Origin of the sequence: Streptomyces caelestis (assembly GCF_014205255.1) — a bacterium.
Taxonomy (GTDB): domain Bacteria; phylum Actinomycetota; class Actinomycetes; order Streptomycetales; family Streptomycetaceae; genus Streptomyces; species Streptomyces caelestis.
The window spans coordinates 8012023-8033917 of the sequence record NZ_JACHNE010000001.1; the positions used below are offsets into that span (position 1 = coordinate 8012023).

Consider the following 21895-nt stretch of genomic DNA (forward strand, 5'->3'; position numbering starts at 1 on the left):
CTGGGGGCCGGCCGGGGCGGCGCCGCCGGGCGTGGCGTGGGCGGCGGAGGCGGAGGCGGTGGTGGTGGCTCCGGTCTGGCCGTGGGGGTCGGTTTCGGCGGTGGGGGCGGGGGTGGCGTCGGGTCAGGTGACGGCGTCGGGTCCGGTGTCGGTGTCGGCGGTGGGGGTGTCGGGGTGGGCGTGGGCGTGGGCGTGGGGGTCGGTGCGGGTGTCGGGCACGGTGGCTTGGTCGGCCAGGTCCTGCTTCCGGCGACCGCCACCGCCTCCGTGCCGTCCGGCCCCGTCGAGGCGTACGCACAGGCGTCGGCCACCGCCACTCCGGCCGGGGCGCCGACGAGCGCCCAGGTCAGCGTCGCCACCGCCAAGGCCCTTGCGGCGAGGGCGGATTGTGTCGATAGGGGTCCATGCACGACGGAGATCATGAGCTTTGTTCCGCCGGGACGCGCCGGAGCGCAAGGGGATTGGCCCGAAAGAGGGATTTCCGGGTTCCGCCGGTTTGCCGGGCGCCGCCGCGGGCTTTCGGTGCGTCCCCGTGCGGGGTGGCGAGCGGCGGCCGTCACGGGTTCCGGAAAGAAATTTGGCCGGTGGTTGAACACAAACACCGCTCCCGTGCGTACTCATGACCGTGCGGCGGCGCAGCAGGGCGCTGCAACACCCTTGGGATTATGGGGAGTTGACGATGAAGACCTCCTGGCGGAGCGCCTCACTCGTGGCGAGCGCCGCGGCGGTCCTGGCGCTGACGACGGCGTGCGGTCAGGACAGCCCACCGGCGGCCAGCCAGAACGTGGGTGCCACGGCGGCGCCCGGGGACTACGGAAGCATCGGCACCGGGAACGGAGTCGCCGGTACGGCCGGCACCGCGGGCGGCCAGCAGGCCGCGCCGAGCCCTTCCAGCCCGTCCAACCCCGCGGGCAAGCTGTCCGTCGCCACCGCCGAAGAGGTCGGCAAGGTGGTGACCGACAGCCTGGGACTCACCCTGTACCGGTTCGACCAGGACAGCGAGCAGCCGCCCAAGTCGAACTGCGACGGCGACTGCGCCAAGACCTGGCCGCCGGTGCCCGCGGACGACGCGGAGGCCGGCGAGGGCATCGACAAGGCGCTGCTCGGCTCGGTCACCCGAGCCGACGGCACCAAGCAGCTGACCGTCGGCGGCTGGCCGGCCTACCGCTACGCCAAGGACGTCAACGCCGGTGACGTCAAGGGCCAGGGCGTGGGCGGCAAGTGGTACGCGCTGGCCCCCGACGGCAAGAAGGCGCAGGGGGGCGGCGCCGGCGGCGAGGGGACCGAGGCGCTGCCCGGGCTGTCCACCCGCAACGACCCCAAGCTCGGCGAGATCGTCGTCGACAAGAACGGCATGACCGTCTACCGGTTCAAGAAGGACGAGGCCTGGCCCAAGCCGGTCTCCAACTGCTCCGGCGCGTGCCTGGAGAAGTGGCCGCTCGTGGAGCCCGTCGACTACGCCGACACCAAGGGCATCCAGGAGAAGGGCTACATGATCTTCGACCGGACCGACGGCAAGGGCAAGCAGCAGACGATCAACTGCTCGCCGATCTACACCTTCGCCGGTGACAAGGCTCCCGGCGACACCAACGGCCAGGGCGTCGGCGGCACCTGGTACGCCGTGCGGCCCGACGGGAAGCTGGTCGGCGCGTCCGAGAAGTAGAGAAACCTCCCCAGCCGACCCGGTCCGCCTCTCCGTGACTCACGGAGGGGCGGGCCGTTTTGACGTGCTCGGACACTGTTCGTCCTATGTTCGAAGGGCAGGCACGCGGGTATCAACTCGGCACGTGCCGCAGGCAGTGACCGGTAACGGATGGTCAATTTCCGTTTCGGGTCGCTCCATTGGCGGGCGATCAGTAGCCTCTGCTCGAACACCGGATCGCCTACGCCTTGGAGAGATAGATGGAGCGTCCCGCCTGGGCCCCACGGAGCATCGACATCTCGGTGCCCAGCGTCTCCCGGATGTACGACTACTACCTGGGCGGATCGCACAACTTCGAGGTCGACCGGGAAGCGGCCCGCAGGGCCATGGAGTTCATGCCGGGACTCCCCAAGATCATGCAGGCGAACCGGGCGTTCATGCGCCGCGCCGTGCGCTACGCGGCCGAGCAGGGCGTCAGCCAGTTCCTGGACATCGGCTCCGGCATCCCCACCTTCGGCAACGTGCACGAGGTGGCCCAGGCCGCCCGGCCCGGCGCACGCGTGGTGTACGTCGACCACGACCCGGTGGCCGTGGCGCACAGCCAGGCGGTCCTTGAGGGCCACGACGACGCGGACGTCGTGGCCGCGGACCTCCGTAAGCCCCAGGAGATCCTGCGCAGCCCCGAGGTGGAGCGGCTGATCGACCTGAATCGGCCAGTGGCCCTGCTCCTCGTTGCCATACTGCACTTCGTGGAAGACGAGGACGACCCGTACGGGGCGGTGGCCGAGCTGGGTGAGGCGCTCGCGCCCGGCAGCCTGCTCGTGCTCACCCACGCCTCGTACGAGGGGATCCCGCTGCCGCCGGAGCGGGCCGGGGGTGCGGTGAACGTGTACCAGGACATCCGCAACCCGCTGATCATGCGCTCGCGCGAGGAGATCGCGCGGTTCTTCGAGGGGTACGACATGGTGGAACCCGGACTGGTGGCGATGCCGCGCTGGCGGCCCGACACCGCACCGGAGGACGAGGATCCGTATGCGTTCTCCGGTTTCGCGGGCGTGGGGCGTACGGCGTGATCGCGGAACCGGACGGGCCGGAGGACAGACTCCGCCGGTTCGCGACGATCTGGAGCCGGGCCGTCTTCCCGGTGACCTCGACGTCGTCGACCCGGCCCGAGTTCGAGGAGCAACTGCTGCCGCTGGCCCGGCGGTTGAGCGAAGCGCTGCGGGCCCGGGCCTTCGACGCCGACGAGGGCAGGGCGGTGGGCGCCGCCCTCGTGGACGCGCACTGCACCGACCCCGAGGCGCTCAGCCGCACGCTGGACTGCGTGGACGCCTACCTCGTCCTGTACTGCGGCGGCGAGGGCGACCCGGAGGGCCTGCGGGCGCGGTCCGCACGCATCCAGCACGCGATGGCCGCCGGCTTCGCGCAGGCGCTGCGCGAACGGACTTTGGCCGAGCAGGAGGCCATCGCCCAGGCCGCCCTCCAGGCGCAGGGCGTGGTGGCGCAGGCCCTGCACGCGACCGAGGCCCGCTTCCGCGCGGTCTTCGAGGGCGCGGCCATAGGCATCGGCATGGCCGACCTCGACGGCAGCATCCTCCAGGTCAACGGCGCGCTGCTGCGCATGTTCGGGGTCTCCGACCAGACGATGCGCGGCCGCAACGTGAGGGAGTGGACCCACCCCGACGACGCGCCGCAGACCTGGCGGCTCTACGACGAACTCGTGCGCGGCGAGCGTGAGCACTACCACCTGGAGAAGGCGTTCTACCGCCCTGACGGAACGGTCCTGTGGACCAACCTGACGGTCTCCCTGCTGCGCGACGCCGACGGCAGCCCGCAGTATCAGCTCGCGCTCATGGAGGACACCACCGAGCGGCGGCTGCTCAATCTGAGGCTGCGGTACGAGGCCACGCACGACGCGCTGACCGGGCTGCCGAACCGCACCTTCTTCTTCGAGCGCCTGGAGAAGGCACTGGGCGCCGGGAAGGGCCAGCGGTTCGGCCTGTGCTACCTGGATCTGGACGGTTTCAAGACCATCAACGACAGCCTCGGCCACGCGGCCGGCGACCGGCTGCTGGTGGAGGTCGCCGACCGGCTCCAGTCCTGTGCCACCGCGCCCGGTGAGATGGTCGCGCGGCTCGGCGGCGACGAGTTCGTGGCCCTGACCACGGGCCCCGACACCCAGCGCGAGGTCGACGAGCTCGCCACGCGCATCATGAACGCGCTGCTCGCGCCGATCAGCGTCGACGGCCGGGAGCTGACCGTGCGCGGCAGCATCGGCATCGTCGAGGGCCCGGCCGGGGAGCGCAGCCCGGCGGAGGTGCTGCGCAGCGCCGACATCACCATGTACCGGGCCAAGTCGGCGGGTGGCAACCGCTTCGAGCTGGCCGACCCGGAGGCGGACGCCCGCGCCATCACCCGGCACGGGCTGACCACGGCGCTGCCGACGGCCCTGGAGCGGGGCGAGTTCTTCATCGAGTACCAGCCGCTGGTCCATCTCGGCGACGGCAGTGTGCGCGGGGCGGAGGCCCTGGTGCGCTGGCTGCACCCGCAGCACGGGGTGCTCGGCCCGGACCGGTTCATCCCGCTCGCCGAACACACGGGGCTGATCGTGCCGCTGGGCCGGTGGGTCCTGGAGCAGTCGGTACGTCAGGCCCGCGAGTGGCGCGAACTGCACGGTGGAGCGGAGGCCGTGGGTCCGCTGCGGATCAACGTCAACCTCTCGCCCTGTCAGCTGACCCACCCCGGCCTGGTCCAGGACACCGTCGACATCCTGGAACGCACGGGCATCGCGCCGGACGCCCTCTGCCTGGAGGTCACGGAGTCGGCGCTGATCGGCGCGGACGACGATCTGCTGAAGCCGTTGCGCCGGCTGGCGGAGATGGGTGTCGACATCGCCCTCGACGACTTCGGCACGGGCTACTCCAACCTCGCCAACCTGCGCCGGCTGCCGGTCAGCATCCTCAAGCTGGACCGCTCCTTCACCCAGAGCATGCAGCAGTTCCCGGCCGACCCCGTCGACCTCAAGATCGTCGAGGGGATCGTCTCACTGGCCCACAGCCTGAACCTCGCGGTGACGGTCGAGGGCGTCGAGACGGGTGCGCAGGCCGAGCAGCTGCGGATCCTGGGGTGCGATACGGCGCAAGGCTGGTACTACGCCCGCCCGGGCCCCCCGGAGCGGCTGCACGAACTGGCGCTGGTGGACGCGGCGGGCTGACGCCACCGGTGGGCCGCTGCGAGGTGCCGGGTCAGGTGCCCAGCCCGCGCAGCAGCAGCGCGAGACCGCCCAGGAACTCCCGGTCGGCACTGACCTTCCGGGCGTTGCGGGCGGTCTCGGTCATGTGCGGAAAGGCGTCGGGCGGCAGCTCGGTGATGGCGACCGTGCCCTCGCCGGCCAGGGGTCCGAGGTGCTCCAGCTGGATGGCGCCGATGACGTACCCGAGCAGGCCCCGCAGCGCGACCACCCGCTGGTCGCCGTCGAATCCCGCCTCCGTGAGCACGCCGAGCACGGACTCCGACCAGCGCAGCCCGGCAAGGGACCGGTGCCGGTGGGTGACGGTCAGGGGCACGATCTCAGGATGGGCGGCCACGGCGTCGCGCAGCCGACGCACCAGCACCTCGATGCGCTCCTGCCAGGACATCTCGCGCGGCCGGTGGAGTCCGGCTCAGCCCGCGCGCCTGGGGGCCGGTCGCCAGGGCGGTGCTGTGCGGTGGGTGGGAAGTCCTCCGCGGCCGCGAACGGCTCCCCGCGACCAGCCAGCCCGGCGGCAGGCTCGGCCTGCCCGCCGACTTCCTCATCGGCCCCGAGGGCCGGGTCCTCGCCGCCAAGTACGGCGAGCACGTCTACGACCAGTGGCCGGTCGACGAGCTCCTGCGCCTGGCCTCCTCCCACGGGCCGACCGTCGGCCGCCCTCCGGCGCGGCAGCCGCAGCCGCAGCCGTAGGCCGAGACCCGCGGGCGCCTCACCGCTCCAGCAGCATCCGGTGCAGCTCCCGGGCCGCCCGCGGCGGAGCCACATCGCTGCGGTGTGCCAGGGCGATCGTGCGGTGGAGGCCGGGTCTGGCCAGCGGGGTCACCCGCAGACCACGGCCCGACCTCGCCGCCACCATCCGCGGCACGACGGCAACCCCCAACCCGGCCCGCACAAAACCCAGCACCGCGTCCATCTCCCCGCCCTCCACCGCGAAGTCCGGCTCGAACCCCTCCGCGCGGCACGCCGCCACGGTCAGTTCGCGCAGGTCGTAGCCGTGCCGGAACATCACAAGGCGCTCGCCCTCCAGGTCGGCGACGCGTACCGTGCGCCGGCCCCGGCCGGGTCTGGGCGCGTCGGGGGAGGAGACCACGACCAGGTCCTCGCGCAGCAGCTCCACCGTGGTCAGCGCCGGGGACGGCGTCGGCAGGGGCAGCACCACCAGGGCGAGATCCAGGGCGCCGCGTGCCAGCTCCCGCACCAGGTCGTGCGAACCGCCCTCCTCGATCAGCAGCCGGACGCCCGGGTAGCGGTCGTGGAAGGCGCGCAGCACGTCCGGCAGCAGGCCCGTGCACAGGCTGGGCGTGGCACCGAGCCGTACCCGCCCCCGCCGCAGCTGCACCAGCTCCAGCACCTCGTGCCGGGCCGTGTCCGCGTCGGCCAGGATGCGCCGGGCCAGGGGGAGGAGGGCCTCCCCGGCGTCCGTGAGCGTGATGTTGCCGCGTGCCCGCAGGAACAGGTCCGCGCCCAGCTCCCGCTCCAGCGCCTTGATCTGCTGTGACAGCGACGGCTGCGCGACATGGACGAGGTCGGCGGCCCGGGTGAAGTGCCGGGTCTCGGCGACGGCCACGAAGTACTGGAGCTGGTGGAACTGCATACTCGTACGATAGTCCTGGCCTATGGAATCAAGCCGCACCATGTCTTGGACCGATCGGGCGCGCGTCCGTAGCGTGCTGTTCCATGGCTCTGGCAACGCGGACGGAACGACGGCCGTCCCTGGCACGCACCGTGTGGGACTCCACCCTCGGCAAGAAGACCGTGATGGCGGTCAGCGGGCTGATCATGCTGCTGTACCTGGTCGTCCACATGATCGGGAACCTGAAGATCTTCTTCGGGGCCGGCGAGTTCAACGCGTACGGGCACTGGCTGCGCACCGTCGGCGAGCCGTTCATGCACTACGAGTGGACGCTGTGGCTGGTCCGGATCGTGCTGGTGGCCGCCGTGGTCGCCCACGCCGTGTCCGCGTACCAGCTCAGCCGCCGCGACATCCGGGCACGGCCCAGCAAGTACGTGCACAAGAGGCCGCGGGCGAGCTACGCGACGCGGACCATGCGGTGGGGCGGGATCATCCTCGGGCTGTTCATCGTCTGGCACATCCTGGACATCACGACCGGCACCGTGCACCCCGGCTTCCAGCCCGGCCACCCGTACCAGAACGTCGTGGACACCTTCTCCACCTGGTACGGCAACGTCATCTACACCGTCGCGATGCTCGCGCTCGGCCTGCACGTCCGGCACGGCTTCTGGAGCGCCGCCCAGACCCTCGGCGCCGGCAGCCGCACCCGAGACCGGGCCCTGAAGGCCGTCGCAAACGTCCTCGCGCTGCTGCTCACGGCCGGTTTCATCGCCGTACCCGTGGGCGTCATGACCGGAGTGGTGAGCTGAAGATGACTTCCTACGCCGACTACGCGACCGGTGAGCCGGTCGTCGACACCAAGGCCCCGTCCGGGCCCGTCAACGAACGCTGGGACAAGCGCCGCTTCGAGGCCAAGCTGGTCAACCCCGCCAACCGGCGCAAGCACACCGTCATCGTCGTCGGCACCGGCTTGGCCGGCGGCTCCGCCGGGGCCACCCTCGCCGAACAGGGCTACCACGTCGTCCAGTTCTGCTACCAGGACTCCCCGCGCCGCGCCCACTCCATCGCCGCGCAGGGCGGCATCAACGCCGCGAAGAACTACCGCAACGACGGCGACTCCATCCACCGGCTGTTCTACGACACCGTCAAGGGCGGCGACTTCCGCGCCCGCGAGTCCAACGTCCACCGGCTCGCGCAGATCTCCGTCGAGATCATCGACCAGTGCGTGGCGCAGGGCGTGCCGTTCGCCCGCGAGTACGGCGGCCTGCTGGACACCCGCTCCTTCGGCGGCGTCCAGGTGTCGCGGACCTTCTACGCCCGCGGCCAGACGGGGCAGCAACTGCTGCTCGGCGCCTACCAGGCACTCAGCCGGCAGATCGCCGCGGGGAACATCGAGATGCACCCGCGTACGGAGATGCTCGACCTGATCGTCGTCGACGGGCGGGCACGCGGGATCGTGGCCCGGGACCTCGTCACCGGCAGGATCGACACGTACTTCGCGGACGCCGTCGTCCTCGCCAGCGGCGGCTACGGCAACGTCTTCTACCTGTCGACGAACGCCATGAACTCCAACGCCACCGCCATCTGGCGGGCGCACCGGCGCGGCGCCTGGTTCGCCAACCCCTGCTTCACCCAGATCCACCCCACCTGCATCCCGCGTACCGGCGAGCACCAGTCCAAGCTGACGCTGATGAGCGAGTCGCTGCGCAACGACGGCCGTATCTGGGTGCCGAAGGCCAAGGGCGACGACCGCCCGCCGAACGAGATCCCCGAGGACGAGCGCGACTACTACCTGGAGCGCATCTACCCGTCCTTCGGCAACCTGGTGCCGCGTGACATCGCCTCCCGGGCCGCGAAGAACGTCTGCGACGAGGGCAGGGGCGTCGGTCCGGGCGGGCAGGGCGTCTACCTCGACTTCGCCGACGCCATCGAGCGCATGGGCCGGGGGGCCGTCGAGGCCAAGTACGGCAACCTCTTCGACATGTACCAGCGGATCACCGACGAGGATCCGTACCGGGTCCCCATGCGGATCTACCCCGCCGTGCACTACACGATGGGCGGCCTGTGGGTCGACTACGACCTCCAGACCACCGTCCCCGGCCTGTTCGCGATCGGCGAGGCCAACTTCTCCGACCACGGGGCCAACCGGCTCGGCGCCTCCGCGCTGATGCAGGGACTGGCCGACGGCTACTTCGTGCTCCCGGCGACCATCAACGACTACCTCGCCCGCAACCCGCTGGGGGACCGGGTCGACGCCGGCCACCCGGTCGTCCAGGAGGTGCTGGCCGAGACCGAGGACCGGCTCAACCTGCTGCTGTCCGTCGACGGCGACCGCACGCCCGACTCCTTCCACCGCGAGGTCGGAGAGCTCATGTGGGAGTTCTGCGGCATGGCCCGCACCGACTCGGGGCTGCGCAAGGCGCTGGAGCGCATCCCGCAGATCCGGGAGGAGTTCTGGCGGCGGATCAAGGTGCCCGGCACCGGCGAGGAGTTCAACCAGTCGCTGGAGAAGGCCAACCGCGTCGTCGACTACCTGGAGCTGGCCGAGCTCATGTGCCTCGACGCGCTGCACCGCGGCGAGTCCTGCGGCGGCCACTTCCGCGAGGAGTCCCAGACACCCGACGGCGAGGCCGAGCGGAAGGACGACGAGTTCTCGTACGCGGCCGCCTGGGAGTTCAACGGCACCGGCGAGGCTCCGATCCTGCACAAGGAAGACCTGGTCTTCGAGTACGTCCACCCCACCCAGCGGAGCTACGCATGAAGCTCACCCTGCGCGTCTGGCGGCAGAAGAACGCCGACGCCGAAGGCGCCATGTCCACGTACGAGGTGGACGGCATCTCCTCCGACATGTCCTTCCTGGAGATGCTCGACACCCTCAACGAGGAGCTCATCCTCAAGGGCGAGGACCCGGTCGCCTTCGACCACGACTGCCGCGAGGGCATCTGCGGCGCGTGCTCGCTCGTCATCAACGGCGACGCGCACGGGCCCGAGCGGACGACCACCTGCCAGCTCCACATGAGGTCCTTCAAGGACGGCGACACGATCGACATCGAGCCGTGGAGGGCGTCCGCGTTCCCGGTGATCAAGGACCTGGTCGTCGACCGTTCGGCGTTCGACCGGATCATCCAGGCCGGCGGGTACATCACCGCGCCGACCGGCGCGGCGCCCGAGGCACATGCCACGCCGGTGCCGAAGCCGGACGCCGACTTCGCCTTCGAACACGCCGAGTGCATCGGGTGCGGTGCCTGTGTCGCCGCGTGCCCGAACGGCGCGGCGATGCTGTTCACGTCCGCCAAGGTCAACCACCTGAACGTGCTGCCGCAGGGCGCGCCCGAGCGCGAGACGCGGGTGCTGGACATGGTGGCGCAGATGGACGAGGAGGGCTTCGGCGGATGCACCCTCACGGGAGAGTGCGCCACGGCCTGCCCCAAGGGCATCCCGCTCATGTCCATCACCGGCATGAACAAGGAGTGGCTGCGGGCCACGCGGAAGGTGAGCAAGCGGTAGGTCCGGGCAGGTAGAAGCGTTCGCCGTCTGGTGCGGACGGGCGGGGCCGGTCGGTGCTCACCGGCCCCGTCTCGCCTTTCCGGGTTCCAGGCATTCAACATCCCGGCATCCGCGCTCCCGGCACTGGTCACGCGAAGGTCAGGCGGCATGGGCACAACAGTGACGGCGGCACCGCTCGCCGCCCCCGGCCCGTGACCAGGAGAGAGCCATGACCGGCGTACTGACCGTCGACCGCCCCGCGCAGCCCACGGCCCCCACCCGCTACACCGTCGCCCTCGCCCGGACCGAGGAGGACGTGCGTGCCGCGCAGCGGCTGCGGCACGACGTCTTCGCCGGGGAGCTGGGCGCCCTGCTGACCGGCTCGCAGCCCGGGCTGGACGTCGACCCGTTCGACGCGTACTGCGACCACCTGCTCGTCCGCGAGGAGACGACCGGCCAGGTCGTCGGCACCTACCGGCTGCTGCCGCCGGAGCGCGCGACGGTCGCCGGACGGCTGTACTCCGAGAGCGAGTTCGACCTGAGCTCCCTCGCCGGGATCCGGCCGGAGCTCGTCGAGGTGGGCCGCTCCTGCGTGCACCCCGACCACCGCGACGGCGCGGTCATCAGCCTCATCTGGGCCGGTATCGCCCGGTACATGGCCGACCGGGGCCACGAGTGGCTCGCCGGCTGCTGCTCCGTCCCGCTCGGCGACGGCGGCGCACTGGCCTCCGCCACCTGGGACCGGGTGAGCGCCAAGCACCTGTCGCCGCAGGAGTACCGCGTCCGTCCGCTGCTGCCGTGGGTCCCGGGCCCCGCACCCGCCGCCCGCGTCGAACTGCCCGCCCTGCTGCGCGGCTACCTGCGCCTCGGCGCCTGGGTGTGCGGCGAACCGGCCCACGACCCGGACTTCGGCGTCGCCGACCTGTACGTGCTGCTGCCGATGAGCCGGGTCAACCCGCGCTACCTGCGGCACTTCCTGTCCCTCGTCCCCGCCTGATGAGTGCCTGGCTGCCCACCGCGCCCTGCACGCCGCAGGCCTGTGTCGAGGCGTCGGCGGGGGTGACGGCGCGGGCCGTGCCGCGTGCCGTGCTGCGGCTCACCGGGGTCCTCCTGCTGCTGCTCGCGGGGATCGCGCTGTCGCCGCTCGGCGCACGCATACCGGCGCCCATGGTCCGGCGGTGGTGCCGGTGGATCGTGCGAGCCGCAGGGGTCCGGGTCCGCGTCACCGGCGCCGCCGTCCCCACCGGCGGACTGCTGCTGGTCGCCAACCACATCTCCTGGCTGGACATACCGCTGCTCGCCGCCGTACGCCCCGCCCGGATGCTGGCCAAGACCGAGGTACGGCGGTGGCCCGTCGCCGGGCCGGTGGCCGCCCGCGCCGCCCTGTTCATCGACCGGGACCGGCTGCGGGCCCTCCCGGACACCGTCGCCCGTATCGCCCGGGCCCTGCGCGAGGGCGCCGCCGTCGCGGCCTTCCCCGAGGGCAGCACCTGGTGCGGCCGGGCTCAGGGCACCTTCCGCCGGGCCGTCTTCCAGGCCGCCCTCGACGCCGGGGTGCCGGTCCAGCCGGTCCGCATCCGCTACCGGCTCACCGACGGAACCGCCACCACCGCCCCCGCGTTCGTCGGCGACGACACCCTGCTCGCCTCCCTGTGGCGGGTCGCGACGGCCCGCGACCTGGTCGCCGAGGTCGAGGTCCGCGCCCCCATCCCCCCGGGCACTCATCCCGACCGCCGCTCTTTGGCCCACTCCGCCCAGCCACAGGAGATGGCGGCGCCGGCGTGGACGCACACGGTGCTGGTGGCGTAGGGGGTGTACCGGTCCGGTGGTGCGCCATGCCCGGTCCGGCCCGGTGGCGCCAGTGGCCGGGGCGGATCACCTTGGGGCGCGTAACGGTCTGGCGGTGGTGCCGGGGCGGATCACCTTGGCTCTCGGCGCGACCGGCTGCGGCGGGTGGCTCGGGCGCACACGGCGCAGATGGCACAGGGCAGGCACCGGCCTGGCGGTGGTGCCATGTCCGGCCCTGCGCGGGCCGGTGGCCGGGCCGCCTGGCGCTCGCCGCGACCGACCGCGGTGGCGGCCCCGTTTCTCGGGCGGCGGCGCGGGCGAAGGCGGTGCGCCGAGGACGTTGCCCTTCGACCGCCGTGCGGGTGCTGGCCGTACGGGGCAGTGGCGCGGGCGCGCAGGGCGCTGAGGACGTTGCCCTTCCGACGCCGCGCGGGGACCGGCCGTGCCGGGAGGTACACGGGGGGCGGGACGCGTTCCCGCCTGGCGGCAGGTGGGTGACCAGTCGTTCCTCGACCGGTCTCAGCCACCCCCGGACAGCGTGCGGGCGAGATACGGCGCCGTCCTGCTCCGCTCGGACCGCGCCACCTCCGCCGGCGGCCCCGCTGCCACGATCCGGCCGCCCGCGTCGCCGCCGCCCGGGCCGAGGTCGATGACCCAGTCCGCGCCCGCGACGACGGACATGTCGTGCTCGACGACGATCACGGTGTGCCCGGCGTCGACGAGGCCGTGCAACTGGCGCATCAGGACGTCCACGTCGGCCGGGTGGAGGCCGGTCGTGGGCTCGTCGAGGAGGTAGAGCGTGTGACCGCGCCGCCCGCGCTGGAGCTCGCTCGCCAGTTTGATGCGCTGGGCCTCGCCGCCGGACAACTCGGTCGCGGGCTGGCCGAGGCGGAGGTAACCCAGACCCACGTCGAGCAGCGTGCCGAGGCTGCGGGCGACGGCCGGGGTGTCCGCGAAGAACTCCGCCGCACTCTCCACCGTCAGGTCCAGCACCTGCGCGATGTTCCGCCCCCGGTACGTCACCTCCAGCGTCTGAGGGTTGTACCGGTCTCCGCCGCAGTCCGGGCAGGGCGCGTAGGTGCTCGGCAGGAAGAGCAGCTCCACACTGACGAACCCCTCGCCCTGGCACGTCTCGCAGCGCCCTCCCGCCACGTTGAAGGAGAACCGGCCGACGCCGAAGCCCCGTTCGCGCGCCCCGTCGGTGGCCGCGAACACCTTGCGCACGACGTCGAAGAGGCCGGTGTACGTCGCGAGGTTCGAACGCGGAGTGCGTCCGATCGGCTTCTGGTCGACCGAGACCAGCCGGCCCACCCCGGCCGTGTCCTGCGTGATCTCCCCGATGAGCGTGGACTTGCCGGAGCCGGACACTCCGGTGACCGCGGTGAACACGCCGAGCGGGAACTCGGCGGCCACACCGCGCAGGTTGTGCCGGGTGACCGGGCCGGTCTTCAGCCACCCGCTCGGTTCGCGCACCTCGCGCGCCGGGGTGGGGGAGTCGCCGAACAGGTAGCGTGCCGTCGCCGACTCCCCGACGGCCGCCAGCCCGGCGACCGGGCCGCTGTGCAGCACCCGCCCGCCGTGCTCGCCCGCGTGCGGACCCACGTCGACCAGCCAGTCGGCCCCGCGTATGACATCGAGGTGGTGCTCCACCACGAACACCGAGTTCCCGGCCGCCTTCAGCCGCTCCAGCACGACGAGCAGCGCCTCGGTGTCCGCCGGGTGCAGCCCCGCCGACGGCTCGTCGAGGACGTAGACGACACCGAACAGACCGGAGCGCAGCTGGGTGGCGAGGCGCAGGCGTTGCAGCTCGCCCGCGGAGAGGGTGGGGGCGGGCCGGTCGAGGCTGAGGTAGCCGAGGCCGAGTTCGACGATCGGCGCGATACGGGACGTGAGGTCGTCGGTGAGGACCCGGGCGGTCTCCGACGTTCCGTCCAGACCGTCGGCCAGCTCCACCAGCGGCAGTGCCGCCAGCTCGGCGATGGTCCGGCCGCCGAACGTCACCGCCAGCGCCTCCGGCCGCAGCCGGCTGCCACCGCACGCCGGGCAGGGGGCGCTGGTGAGGAACCGCTCGGCCTTCGCCCGCAGGGTCGGGCTCTTGGAATCCGAGAAGGTCTTCATCACATACCGCCGGGCGCTCATGTACGTGCCCTGGTACGGCCGTTGGATCCGGTCCGCCTCCCGCACCGGGTGCACGGTGACCACCGGCTGCTCGTCGGTGAACAGGATCCACTCGCGCTCGTCGGCGGGCAGCTCCCGCCACGGCCGGTCCACGTCGTACCCGAGGGCGTCGAGGACGTCCCGCAGGTTCTTGCCCTGCCAGGCGCCCGGCCACGCGGCGATCGCCCCCTCGCGGATCGACAGCGACGGATCGGGGACCAGCAACTCCTCGCTCGTACGGTGGACCCGGCCGAGCCCGTGGCACTCCGGGCAGGCCCCGGCCGCCGTGTTGGGCGAGAAGGCGTCGGAGTCGAGACGCCCGGCGCCGGGCGGGTAGGTGCCGGCCCGGGAGAACAGCATGCGCAGCGAGTTCGAGAGGTTGGTGACGGTGCCGACCGAGGAGCGCGAGGTGGGAGCCGCCCGGCGCTGCTGGAGCGAGACGGCCGGCGGCAGACCGCTGATCTCCCCGACCTTCGGCGCCCCCACCTGGTGGATCAGCCGGCGCGCGTACGGCGCCACCGACTCGAAGTAGCGCCGCTGCGCCTCCGCGTAGATCGTGCCGAACGCCAGCGACGACTTGCCCGAGCCGGACACGCCGGTGAACACGGTCAGCACGTCCCGGGGAATGTCGACGTCCACGCCCTTGAGGTTGTGCTCGCGGGCACCGCGGACACGGACGTACGGGTCGTGGGGGCCGTGAGGGTCGTGCATGGGCAACGACTCTAACCGGAGGTGATCGCGGCCAGCCGCCGGTAGGAGTCCAGCAGCGCCTCGCGGTCGAACGTGCTGGTGGTGACCAGGACCTCCTGCGCCCCCGTCTCTTTGAGCACCGTCTCCAGCTCGTGCGCGACCTGCTCCTCGGTGCCGGCGATGTGGCCGGTGAGGCCGGACTCGTAGAAGCCGCGTTCCCTGCCGGTCATGGTGAGCGTCTCGACGCGCTCGGCGGGCGGCAGGGGCGGGAAGGTGCCGTGCGTGCGGGAGTACGCCATCGCCCAGGCCTCCGGGACGAGCAGCCGCCGTGCCTCCTCGGGGGTCCCGGCCACCGCGACCGTGCCCGAGACGACCACGTACGGCTCGCTCGCCCAGGGCGAGGGGCGGAAGTGCTCGCGGTAGTGGTCGATGCCGCGCCGCATCTTCTCCCGGTTCCTGAAGTCGCCGATGACCATGGGCAGCCCCGCGCGGGCCGCGATGCCGGCGCCCTCGCCCAGGGCCAGGACGAACGGCGGCACGGTCAGTCCCTCTGCGGGACGGGCGCGCACTCCGGTCGGGGAGGTGCCTTGGAACCAGCCGAGCAGCTCACGCAGCTGGGCCTCGAAGTCCTCGGCATCCTCCTTGTCACGGCCCAGGGCCTTGCGCACCCCGTCCGTGAAGCCGACGGAACGTCCCAGGCCCATGTCGATCCGCCCGGGGAACAGCGACTCCAGCACCCCGAACTGCTCGGCCACGACCAGCGGCCGGTGGTTGGGCAGCATCACCCCGCCGGTGCCGACCCGGATCGTGTGTGTGGCGGCGGCGACGGCGGCCGCCAGCACGGTCGGCGCGGAACCGGCGACCCCGGGAACGCCGTGATGCTCCGAGACCCACAGCCGGTGGTACCCGAGCCCCTCCAGCTCCCCGGCCAGCCGCACGGTGTCGCGCAGCGCCTCGGGATGCGTGTGTCCCTCGCGGGTGCGGGACCGGTCGAGGACGGAGAAGCGGGTGGTGGCGATCGAGGAACTCACACCGGGTTCAACGCGTGACGGATCGTGGCATTCCCGCCGGCGCTGCCTCGCCGAAAACCCGGTGACCGCGTCCCCGCACGTCAGGACAATGGGGCGGCACGGCCCGGCACCGCCGGGTACAGCGCACCAAAAGAGGGGACCGGCCATGGCCGTCGCGAACATCCTGCTGTCCGGCATCGTCGGCTCGACCGCGTACGGCCTCGCCCGTCAGGGCTCGGACATCGACCGCCTCGGCATGTTCGCCGCGCCCACCGAGGCACTGCACGGGCTCCACGCTCCGAAGGAGTCCCACGTCACCACGGCACCGGACCGCACCCTGCACGAGGCCGCCAAGTGGTGCCGACTCGCCCTCGGCGGCAATCCGACCGCCATGGAACTGGTGTGGCTCCCGGACGAGCTGTACGAGGTGCGTACCCCGCTGGGCGACGAACTGATCGGCATACGTACGTCGTTCCTGTGCGCGAAGCGCGTCCGGGACGCCTATCTCGGCTACGCCACCCAGCAGTTCCGCCGGCTCGAGAACCGCGGCGACGGCTCGTTCTCGGCGGACACCCGGGGGCGCACCGCGAAGCACGCCCGGCACCTGAAGCGGCTGTGCCACCAGGGCCTGGTGCTGTACACCACCGGCCGACTGGAGATCCGCGTCGAGGACCCCGAGGAGTACCACGCCTTCGGCGAGCGCGTCGCCGCCGACCCGGCGGCCGCGCTGCCCCTGCTCAGGCACTACGAGGCCGCCTTCGACGAGACGCCCACCGTGCTGCCCGAGCGGCCCGGCGAGGCGGCCGTCGAAGCGTGGCTGCGCCGGGTCCGCGGCCTCTTCTACACCGCGGATGCCGTCACGTCGTGCTCGTGCTCGCAGGCCTCGTCGATGCCGTAGGTGTCCCAGGCGGGGAACGGGTCGTCCACCGGCACGGGCTCGCCGGGTGCCATCAGGCAGTCGGTCAGGGCGGCGTGCAGAGCCGGGGCGTCCAGCCCCGTGCCGATGAACACCAGCTCCTGCGCGAAGGAGGTGTCCCCGTCCCGGGCCGCGGAGGGCTCGAAGCGGGCGACGGAGCCGGCCTGTGACCACAGGCCCGTCACCCGCGGGCGGCTCGCCAGGGTGAAGAAGCCCTTGGAGCGCAGGATCCGCCCGTACGTCCCGGCGTCCAGTTCCTCCGTGACGAACGTCCACAACCGCCCGGGGTGGAAGGGGAGTCCGGACCGGAAGACGGTGGAGGAGATGCCGTACTCCTCGGTCTCGGGGACGTGGTCGCCGTTGAGTTCCCGGACCCAGCCCGGCGCCTGCTGGGCGCGTTCCAGGTCGAACAGACGGGTGCCGAGCACCTGGCGGAGGTCCACCCGGCCGTGCGTCGCCGTGACCAGCCGGGCGACCGGGTTCAGCCGGGTCAGGGCCGCCCGCAGCCGGGCCGCCGACTCCTCGTCCACCAGGTCGAGCTTGTTGAGGACCAGGACGTCGGCGAACTCGACCTGGTCGACGAGCAGATCGCTGACCGTGCGCTCGTCGTCCTCGTACGGGGCGAGACCCCGCTCGGCGAGGTCGTCGCCGCTGTCCAGTTCGGCGAGGAAGTTGGCCGCGTCCACGACCGTGACCATGGTGTCCAGCAGGGCCACGTCGTCGAGGGTGGCTCCGTCGTCACGGGCGAAGGCGAAGGTGGCCGCGACGGGCATCGGTTCGGAGATCCCGGACGACTCGATGAGGAGATGGTCGAACCGGCCCTCGCGGGCCAGGCGGTCGACCTCCTCCAGGAGGTCGTCGCGCAGGGTGCAGCAGATGCAGCCGTTGGTCAACTCGACCAGGCGTTCCTCGGTCCGCGACAGGGCGGCCTCGCCGCCGCGCACCAGGGCCGCGTCGATGTTGACCTCGCTCATGTCGTTGACGATGACGGCGACGCGGAGGCCCTCGCGATTGGCCAGGACATGGTTGAGCAGGGTGGTCTTGCCCGCCCCGAGGAATCCGGAGAGCACGGTGACGGGCAGCCGTTCGTACGACACGGTGTCAGCCCTCGGGGCGCAGCAGGCCGCGCTCGTAGGCCTTGACCAGGTTCTGCGGTACGAGGTGACGGACGCCGTCGATCGTGACCGGGACCAGCGTCGGCGTGGCGGCCTTCCACTGGGCGCGGCGGTGACGGGTGTTGCTGCGGGACATCTTCCGCTTCGGGACAGCCATGGGACTCCTCCTCGGTGGGCAGGCACCGAGAACGCTACATGAAAATGGATCCCATTAACAATTCGCGTTCCCGGCGCCCGGGCACCGATGTCCCGCCTCGGCGCGTCAGTCGTCGGCGCCCACGAGCATCCGTACCTCGAACTCCTCGTGTGCGGTGCTGTCCTCGGCCGGGCCCTTGTCCAGCACCGTGCCGAGCCAGCCCAGCAGGAAGCCCAGGGGGATGGAGACGATGCCGGGGTTCTGGAGCGGGAACCAGGCGAAGTCGGCCTCGGGGTAGAACGAGGCCGGGGCGGAGGAGACGACGGGGGAGAACACGGCGAGCAGGACGGAGCTGAGCAGACCGCCGTAGAGGCTGAGCAGTGCTCCCTTCGCCGTGAAGCGCCGCCAGAAGAGGGTGTAGATGATCGTCGGCAGGATCGCGGACGCCGCGATGGCGAAGGCCAGGAACGCGAGCGTCGCGGTGTTCGCCCCCCACGCGACCAGGGCCAGCAGGATGCCGAGGATGCCGATGACCGCCCCGGACAGCCGGGCGACGGTCAGCTCCTCCGTCTCGCTCGCCCGGCCCTTGCGGATCACCTCGCCGTACAGGTCGTGCGCGAGGGACGAGGCAGCGGCCAGCGTGAGACCCACCGCGACGGCGAGCAGGGTCAGATACGCAAGGCAGGTCAGCAGGGCGGTGAGGACGCTGCCGCCCAGCTCGTGCGCGAGCAGCAGGACGGAGGCGTTGCCGGTGCGGTCCGTGCTCTCGATGGCGTCCCGGCCGAGGAGCGCGGTGGCGCCCAGGCCGAGGATGCCGGCCCCGAAGCAGACCGCGCCGACCAGGCCGATCGCCCACACGACGGAGCGGCGCAGAACGCTGCTGCTGCGCGGGGCGAGCAGCCGCATCAGCACGTGCGGAAGGGCGGCGAGACCGAGGACGATGGCCAGTTCGAGGCTGAGGAAGTCCAGCTTGTTGCTGACGGTGCCGCCGTAGCGCAGCCCGGGTTCGAGGAAGTCCAGACCGGTTCCGCTGCGGTCGGCCGCCCTGGCGAGCAGCGCGTTGGGATTCCAGTCGAAGCGGTGCAGCACCCAACCCGCGGTGAACAGCACGCCCACGATCAGCATCACGGCCTTGATGATCTGGATGACCGTCGCTCCGGGCATGCCTCCCAGGGAGGCGTACAGGATCACGAAGGTGCCGATCACGGCCACGCACAGGGTGCGGGTGGTGGCGCTCGGCGCGCCGGTGAACTGCGTCAACAGGGCGACACTGCCCACGAGTTGGGCCACCAGGTAGAGGGTCGTGATGGCCAGGATGCAGACCGCCAGCGCCACCCGCACCGGCCGCTGCTGCCGGGGCAGGCGCAGCGCCACCGTGTCGCCCAGGGTGAACCTGCCCGTGCGCTGCAGGGGTTCGGCGATGAGCAGCAGCACCATCATCCAGGCGACGGTGGTGCCGCCGAGGTACATCAGTCCGTCGTACCCGGTCAGGGCGACCAGTCCGGTGCTGCCCAGCAGGGTGGCGGCGGACAGGTAGTCGCCGCACATGGCGAGGCCGTTGCGCAACGGCGACATGGTGCGGTTGCCGAGGTAGAACTCGCTGATCTCGTCGCGCTGGGGCGCCGTCAGCAGGGCCGTGAACAGGGTGATCACGACCACGGTCAGGAACAGTACGAACGTCAGCTGGAGGCTGCTGTCGTCGATGGCGGCGATCGTCACCACGTGCGGAACCCCCTGGTGCCGTGCTGGAGGGGCTGCCCGGCCCCCTGGGGCGGCGCCGCCGCGCGGGCGCGGCGGTTCTCGTTCTCGTACTGACGCGATCTCAGGCCGCGGGCGAGCGGATCGACCCGGTTGCGCATGTGCCGGACATAGCACCACGCGGTCACACCCATGATCACGAACTGCCCGAGGCCGAGGGTGAGCCCGATCGTGAGGTGACCGAAAAGCGGCTGGTTCATTACCGCGGGTACAAAACTCGACAACAGCACATACAGCAGGAATCCGCCGACGGACAGGATCGTCGCCCGGGTGCCGAAGCGGCGCTGCGCGCGACGCAGAGAGTGGAATTCGGGATGGTCGGATATACGAGACGGCGGAGCGTGATCGATGTGCGGAAGCGGGAATGTGGGAGTGTCATCCCGCCGCGGTGGAAATTCGGGCACAGGCGCACCTTCTTCGCTGCTTCGTGCCCCGCACTCGACCCCTTCGAGTCAGTGGTCCCGTCCGGCTTTCGAGCAGGGTGGAGGAATGCCGGACGCACTGCGGGGGTGCGGGCTCTGTGGGGGTCTCGTGAAACCGAGAAAATCGCTGTTCGGATTCACGCGGACGGCCTCGGGGTTCTGTGTGGAGATCCCCGACCAGCCCCGGCCACGGGTGGTGGCGAGGCTGAATGCGGAGTATGTCAGTGCGACGCTTGAGCCATCAACTGTGAGGGGTCGATTGACCGCTGTGCGTGGCGCGTTCACGCCGCGTCGGGTGGGGGATACGGCGACGGCATGCGGAAAGGGTAGGCCCGCGCCTGGTACGGACCATTTCTCCGGCCGGGCCGTCCCACCACGCGCCGCGTCGTCGGACAACCCGGCCGGCCTGGTCAGAAGCGGGCGCCGACCGCGGTGCCGGACCGGGGGACGAGGAACGCCGGCGCCTTCGGCAGTGAACCGTCCGCCGCCCGGGGGCCCGTGAGCGGAGCCGCGTCGGTGCTCTGTACCGAGGCGGCGTCCCAAGTGCCGCCGATGTTCCAGGAGTTGCCGCTGGCGACGGTCCCGGAGCCGACGGCCGCCGGGCGCTGGTCCGTGACGGAGAGGTTGCCGGTGAGCCTGGCGGTTCCGCCCGGGACGTCGGCGTCGAAGCCCGTACCGGCGTTGCCGTACGTGGAGTTGCGGCTCAGGGCGAGGGAGCCGGGGTTGCCGTTGTCGGTGAAGCCGTGCTTGGCGTTCTGGAACGAGACGCTGCCCCGGACCGTGTGGGGCACCGCCGGGGCCGGGCTGCCCCCGCCGAGCTTGAAGCCGTTTCCGTCGCCCGCGAAGTCGGGGAAGTTCCAGCGGTTGAAGCCGTTGCCGTACGCCACCGTGTTCTCGATCGTGACCGGGGAGGCGAACTCCCAGGCGTCGAAGCCGTCGTCGACGTTGTTCCACAGCCGGGCACCGCGCACCACGTTGCCCGAACCGCTGCCCTCCTTGATGGCCAGGCCGTCGGCGCTCTCGCCGTTCTTGCGGGGGTCTCGGTTGCGGTAACTGTCCAGGTTCAGGATCTGGTTGCCGCTGGAGGCGCCCTGGAGCTGGAAGCCGGACTCGTAGTTGTCGTGCGTGCTCAGGCGCGCGAAGACATTGCCGTCGCAGCCGTCGCAGTACACCCCGTACGGGCCGTTGACGATCTCCAGACCCGAGATCCGCCAGTGCGACGCCTCCATGTGGATCGCCCCGCGCTCGGCACGCGGGATGCTGCCGCCGACCGGCGTGTGGCTGGCGGGCAGTTTGTCCCCGTCGAGGACCACACGTTCGCCCTGGTGGGGCGCGAGGGTGATGGGCTGGGACGCGGTCCCCGAGCTGGTGATCGTGACGTTGTCCGTGAGGGCGTACGTCCCGCCGCGCACGCTGATGGTGTCACCGGGCCGCGCCAGGTCCACCGCCCGCTGGATGGTCTTCAGCGGCCGGGCGAGCGTGCCGGGGCCGGAGTCGTCCCCGTTCGGCGCCACGACCAGCGTCACGCCCGCGGCGGCCGCCGGCCCCACCGGCCCGGCCAGCGCCATGACCATTGCGGCCCCCGTCATCGCCACCGACCAGATCGCTGCGTTGCGCATACGGCCTCCTGCTTGTGTCCGTGCCTGTACCTGTGTGGGTGTCGCAGGGCAGTGGCCGCCCGGGGGCTGAAGGTTGCCGGGGCAGGGGACGCGGGCGGGGACCGGGGTGGGCGGGCGCGCAGACCGCGCCAAGGCTGCCGGGCCGACCTGGGCACGGCCCCGCGTTCTTGCGTACGTGGGAGTTGGGCAGGGGGGCGTCGGTCGGGTGACGGGCTGACCATGGGCACGGCCCCGTTTCCCCGGACCGGGGCCCGGTCATGGGGCGGGGCGACGGATCGGTTCCGGGCGTGGCCCCGCGTTGCCGCGGATCGGGACCCGCGCAACGGGCTGGCC

The 21895-nt window shown here is 71.8% G+C and carries 19 protein-coding genes; 10 read left to right on the forward strand and 9 right to left on the reverse strand.

All coding sequences use genetic code 11. The features are described 5' to 3' along the window. Positions 1-679: 679 nt before the first annotated feature. From HDA41_RS36295 to HDA41_RS36305, 3 genes are all read left to right on the forward strand, one after another. The gene (locus tag HDA41_RS36295) at positions 680-1663 is read left to right on the forward strand and encodes an SCO0930 family lipoprotein (RefSeq protein ID WP_184991635.1); all 984 of its coding nucleotides are present in this window, start codon (positions 680-682) and stop codon (positions 1661-1663) included. A 239-nt stretch (positions 1664-1902) separates the two neighbouring features. After that, positions 1903-2715 carry an SAM-dependent methyltransferase gene (locus tag HDA41_RS36300; protein ID WP_184991637.1) on the forward strand — a complete coding sequence of 271 codons (813 nt, stop codon included), beginning with the start codon at positions 1903-1905 and terminating at the stop codon, positions 2713-2715. Next, positions 2712-4856: a putative bifunctional diguanylate cyclase/phosphodiesterase gene (locus HDA41_RS36305; RefSeq protein WP_184991639.1), complete on the forward strand. Its 2145-nt coding sequence runs from the start codon at positions 2712-2714 to the stop codon at positions 4854-4856. The genes HDA41_RS36300 and HDA41_RS36305 overlap by 4 nt, the downstream gene beginning before the upstream one ends. 31 nt (positions 4857-4887) lie before the next feature. On the opposite strand, the gene HDA41_RS36310 is transcribed toward HDA41_RS36305, so the two are convergent. Further along, the gene (locus HDA41_RS36310; RefSeq protein WP_184991641.1) at positions 4888-5280 is read right to left on the reverse strand and encodes a TetR/AcrR family transcriptional regulator C-terminal domain-containing protein; all 393 of its coding nucleotides are present in this window, start codon (positions 5278-5280) and stop codon (positions 4888-4890) included. 59 nt (positions 5281-5339) lie between these two features. Here HDA41_RS36310 and HDA41_RS36315 point away from each other — a divergent pair, with 59 nt between their 5' ends. Continuing rightward, positions 5340-5582: a hypothetical protein gene (locus HDA41_RS36315; protein WP_311772178.1), complete on the forward strand. Its 243-nt coding sequence runs from the start codon at positions 5340-5342 to the stop codon at positions 5580-5582. Positions 5583-5601: 19 nt separating this feature from the next. Here the strand turns inward: HDA41_RS36315 and HDA41_RS36320 are convergent, their stop codons facing one another. Continuing rightward, positions 5602-6486, reverse strand: coding sequence for a LysR family transcriptional regulator (locus HDA41_RS36320; RefSeq protein WP_184991643.1), 885 nt, complete (start codon positions 6484-6486; stop codon positions 5602-5604). Between the two features lie 119 nt (positions 6487-6605). On the opposite strand from HDA41_RS36320, the gene HDA41_RS36325 reads away from it, so the two are divergent. The 5 genes from HDA41_RS36325 (at position 6606) to HDA41_RS36345 (ending at position 11760) form a co-directional block, all read left to right on the forward strand. Continuing rightward, on the forward strand, positions 6606-7274 hold the full coding sequence (locus HDA41_RS36325; RefSeq protein ID WP_184994035.1) for a succinate dehydrogenase: 669 nt from the start codon (positions 6606-6608) through the stop codon (positions 7272-7274). 2 nt (positions 7275-7276) lie between these two features. After that, the gene (locus HDA41_RS36330; RefSeq protein WP_184991645.1) at positions 7277-9226 is read left to right on the forward strand and encodes a fumarate reductase/succinate dehydrogenase flavoprotein subunit; all 1950 of its coding nucleotides are present in this window, start codon (positions 7277-7279) and stop codon (positions 9224-9226) included. Beyond that, on the forward strand, positions 9223-9972 hold the full coding sequence (locus HDA41_RS36335; protein WP_020272496.1) for a succinate dehydrogenase/fumarate reductase iron-sulfur subunit: 750 nt from the start codon (positions 9223-9225) through the stop codon (positions 9970-9972). The genes HDA41_RS36330 and HDA41_RS36335 overlap by 4 nt, the downstream gene beginning before the upstream one ends. 208 nt (positions 9973-10180) lie before the next feature. Further along, positions 10181-10948: a GNAT family N-acetyltransferase gene (locus HDA41_RS36340; RefSeq protein ID WP_184991648.1), complete on the forward strand. Its 768-nt coding sequence runs from the start codon at positions 10181-10183 to the stop codon at positions 10946-10948. Next, positions 10948-11760, forward strand: coding sequence for a lysophospholipid acyltransferase family protein (locus tag HDA41_RS36345; RefSeq protein WP_184991650.1), 813 nt, complete (start codon positions 10948-10950; stop codon positions 11758-11760). Before HDA41_RS36340 ends, HDA41_RS36345 begins: the two co-directional genes overlap by 1 nt. A 498-nt stretch (positions 11761-12258) precedes the next feature. Here the strand turns inward: HDA41_RS36345 and HDA41_RS36350 are convergent, their stop codons facing one another. Beyond that, a complete protein-coding gene (locus tag HDA41_RS36350; protein ID WP_184991652.1) occupies positions 12259-14607 on the reverse strand; it encodes an ATP-binding cassette domain-containing protein in 2349 nt (782 codons plus the stop codon). 11 nt (positions 14608-14618) lie between these two features. Then, positions 14619-15617 (reverse strand): LLM class flavin-dependent oxidoreductase, encoded by a 999-nt coding sequence (locus HDA41_RS36355; RefSeq protein WP_184991654.1) that lies wholly within the window; start codon positions 15615-15617, stop codon positions 14619-14621. A 145-nt stretch (positions 15618-15762) separates the two neighbouring features. Between HDA41_RS36355 and HDA41_RS36360 the strand changes: the two genes are divergently transcribed. Then, positions 15763-16494: a nucleotidyltransferase domain-containing protein gene (locus HDA41_RS36360; RefSeq protein WP_184991656.1), complete on the forward strand. Its 732-nt coding sequence runs from the start codon at positions 15763-15765 to the stop codon at positions 16492-16494. On the opposite strand, the gene HDA41_RS36365 is transcribed toward HDA41_RS36360, so the two are convergent. From HDA41_RS36365 to HDA41_RS36385, 5 genes are all read right to left on the reverse strand, one after another. Next, on the reverse strand, positions 16437-17609 hold the full coding sequence (locus HDA41_RS36365) for a GTP-binding protein (protein WP_184991658.1): 1173 nt from the start codon (positions 17607-17609) through the stop codon (positions 16437-16439). The two genes, HDA41_RS36360 and HDA41_RS36365, sit on opposite strands and share 58 nt — an antisense overlap. A 4-nt stretch (positions 17610-17613) precedes the next feature. Next, positions 17614-17784, reverse strand: coding sequence for a 50S ribosomal protein L32 (gene rpmF / locus HDA41_RS36370; protein ID WP_095750490.1), 171 nt, complete (start codon positions 17782-17784; stop codon positions 17614-17616). 105 nt (positions 17785-17889) lie between these two features. Beyond that, positions 17890-19485 carry a sodium/solute symporter gene (locus tag HDA41_RS36375; RefSeq protein WP_184991660.1) on the reverse strand — a complete coding sequence of 532 codons (1596 nt, stop codon included), beginning with the start codon at positions 19483-19485 and terminating at the stop codon, positions 17890-17892. Beyond that, entirely contained in the window at positions 19479-19925 is a 447-nt protein-coding gene (locus HDA41_RS36380; protein WP_184991662.1) for a DUF485 domain-containing protein, read from the reverse strand. The genes HDA41_RS36375 and HDA41_RS36380 overlap by 7 nt, the downstream gene beginning before the upstream one ends. Positions 19926-20353: 428 nt before the next feature. Then, on the reverse strand, positions 20354-21562 hold the full coding sequence (locus tag HDA41_RS36385) for a right-handed parallel beta-helix repeat-containing protein (protein WP_184991664.1): 1209 nt from the start codon (positions 21560-21562) through the stop codon (positions 20354-20356). Positions 21563-21895 lie beyond the last annotated feature (333 nt).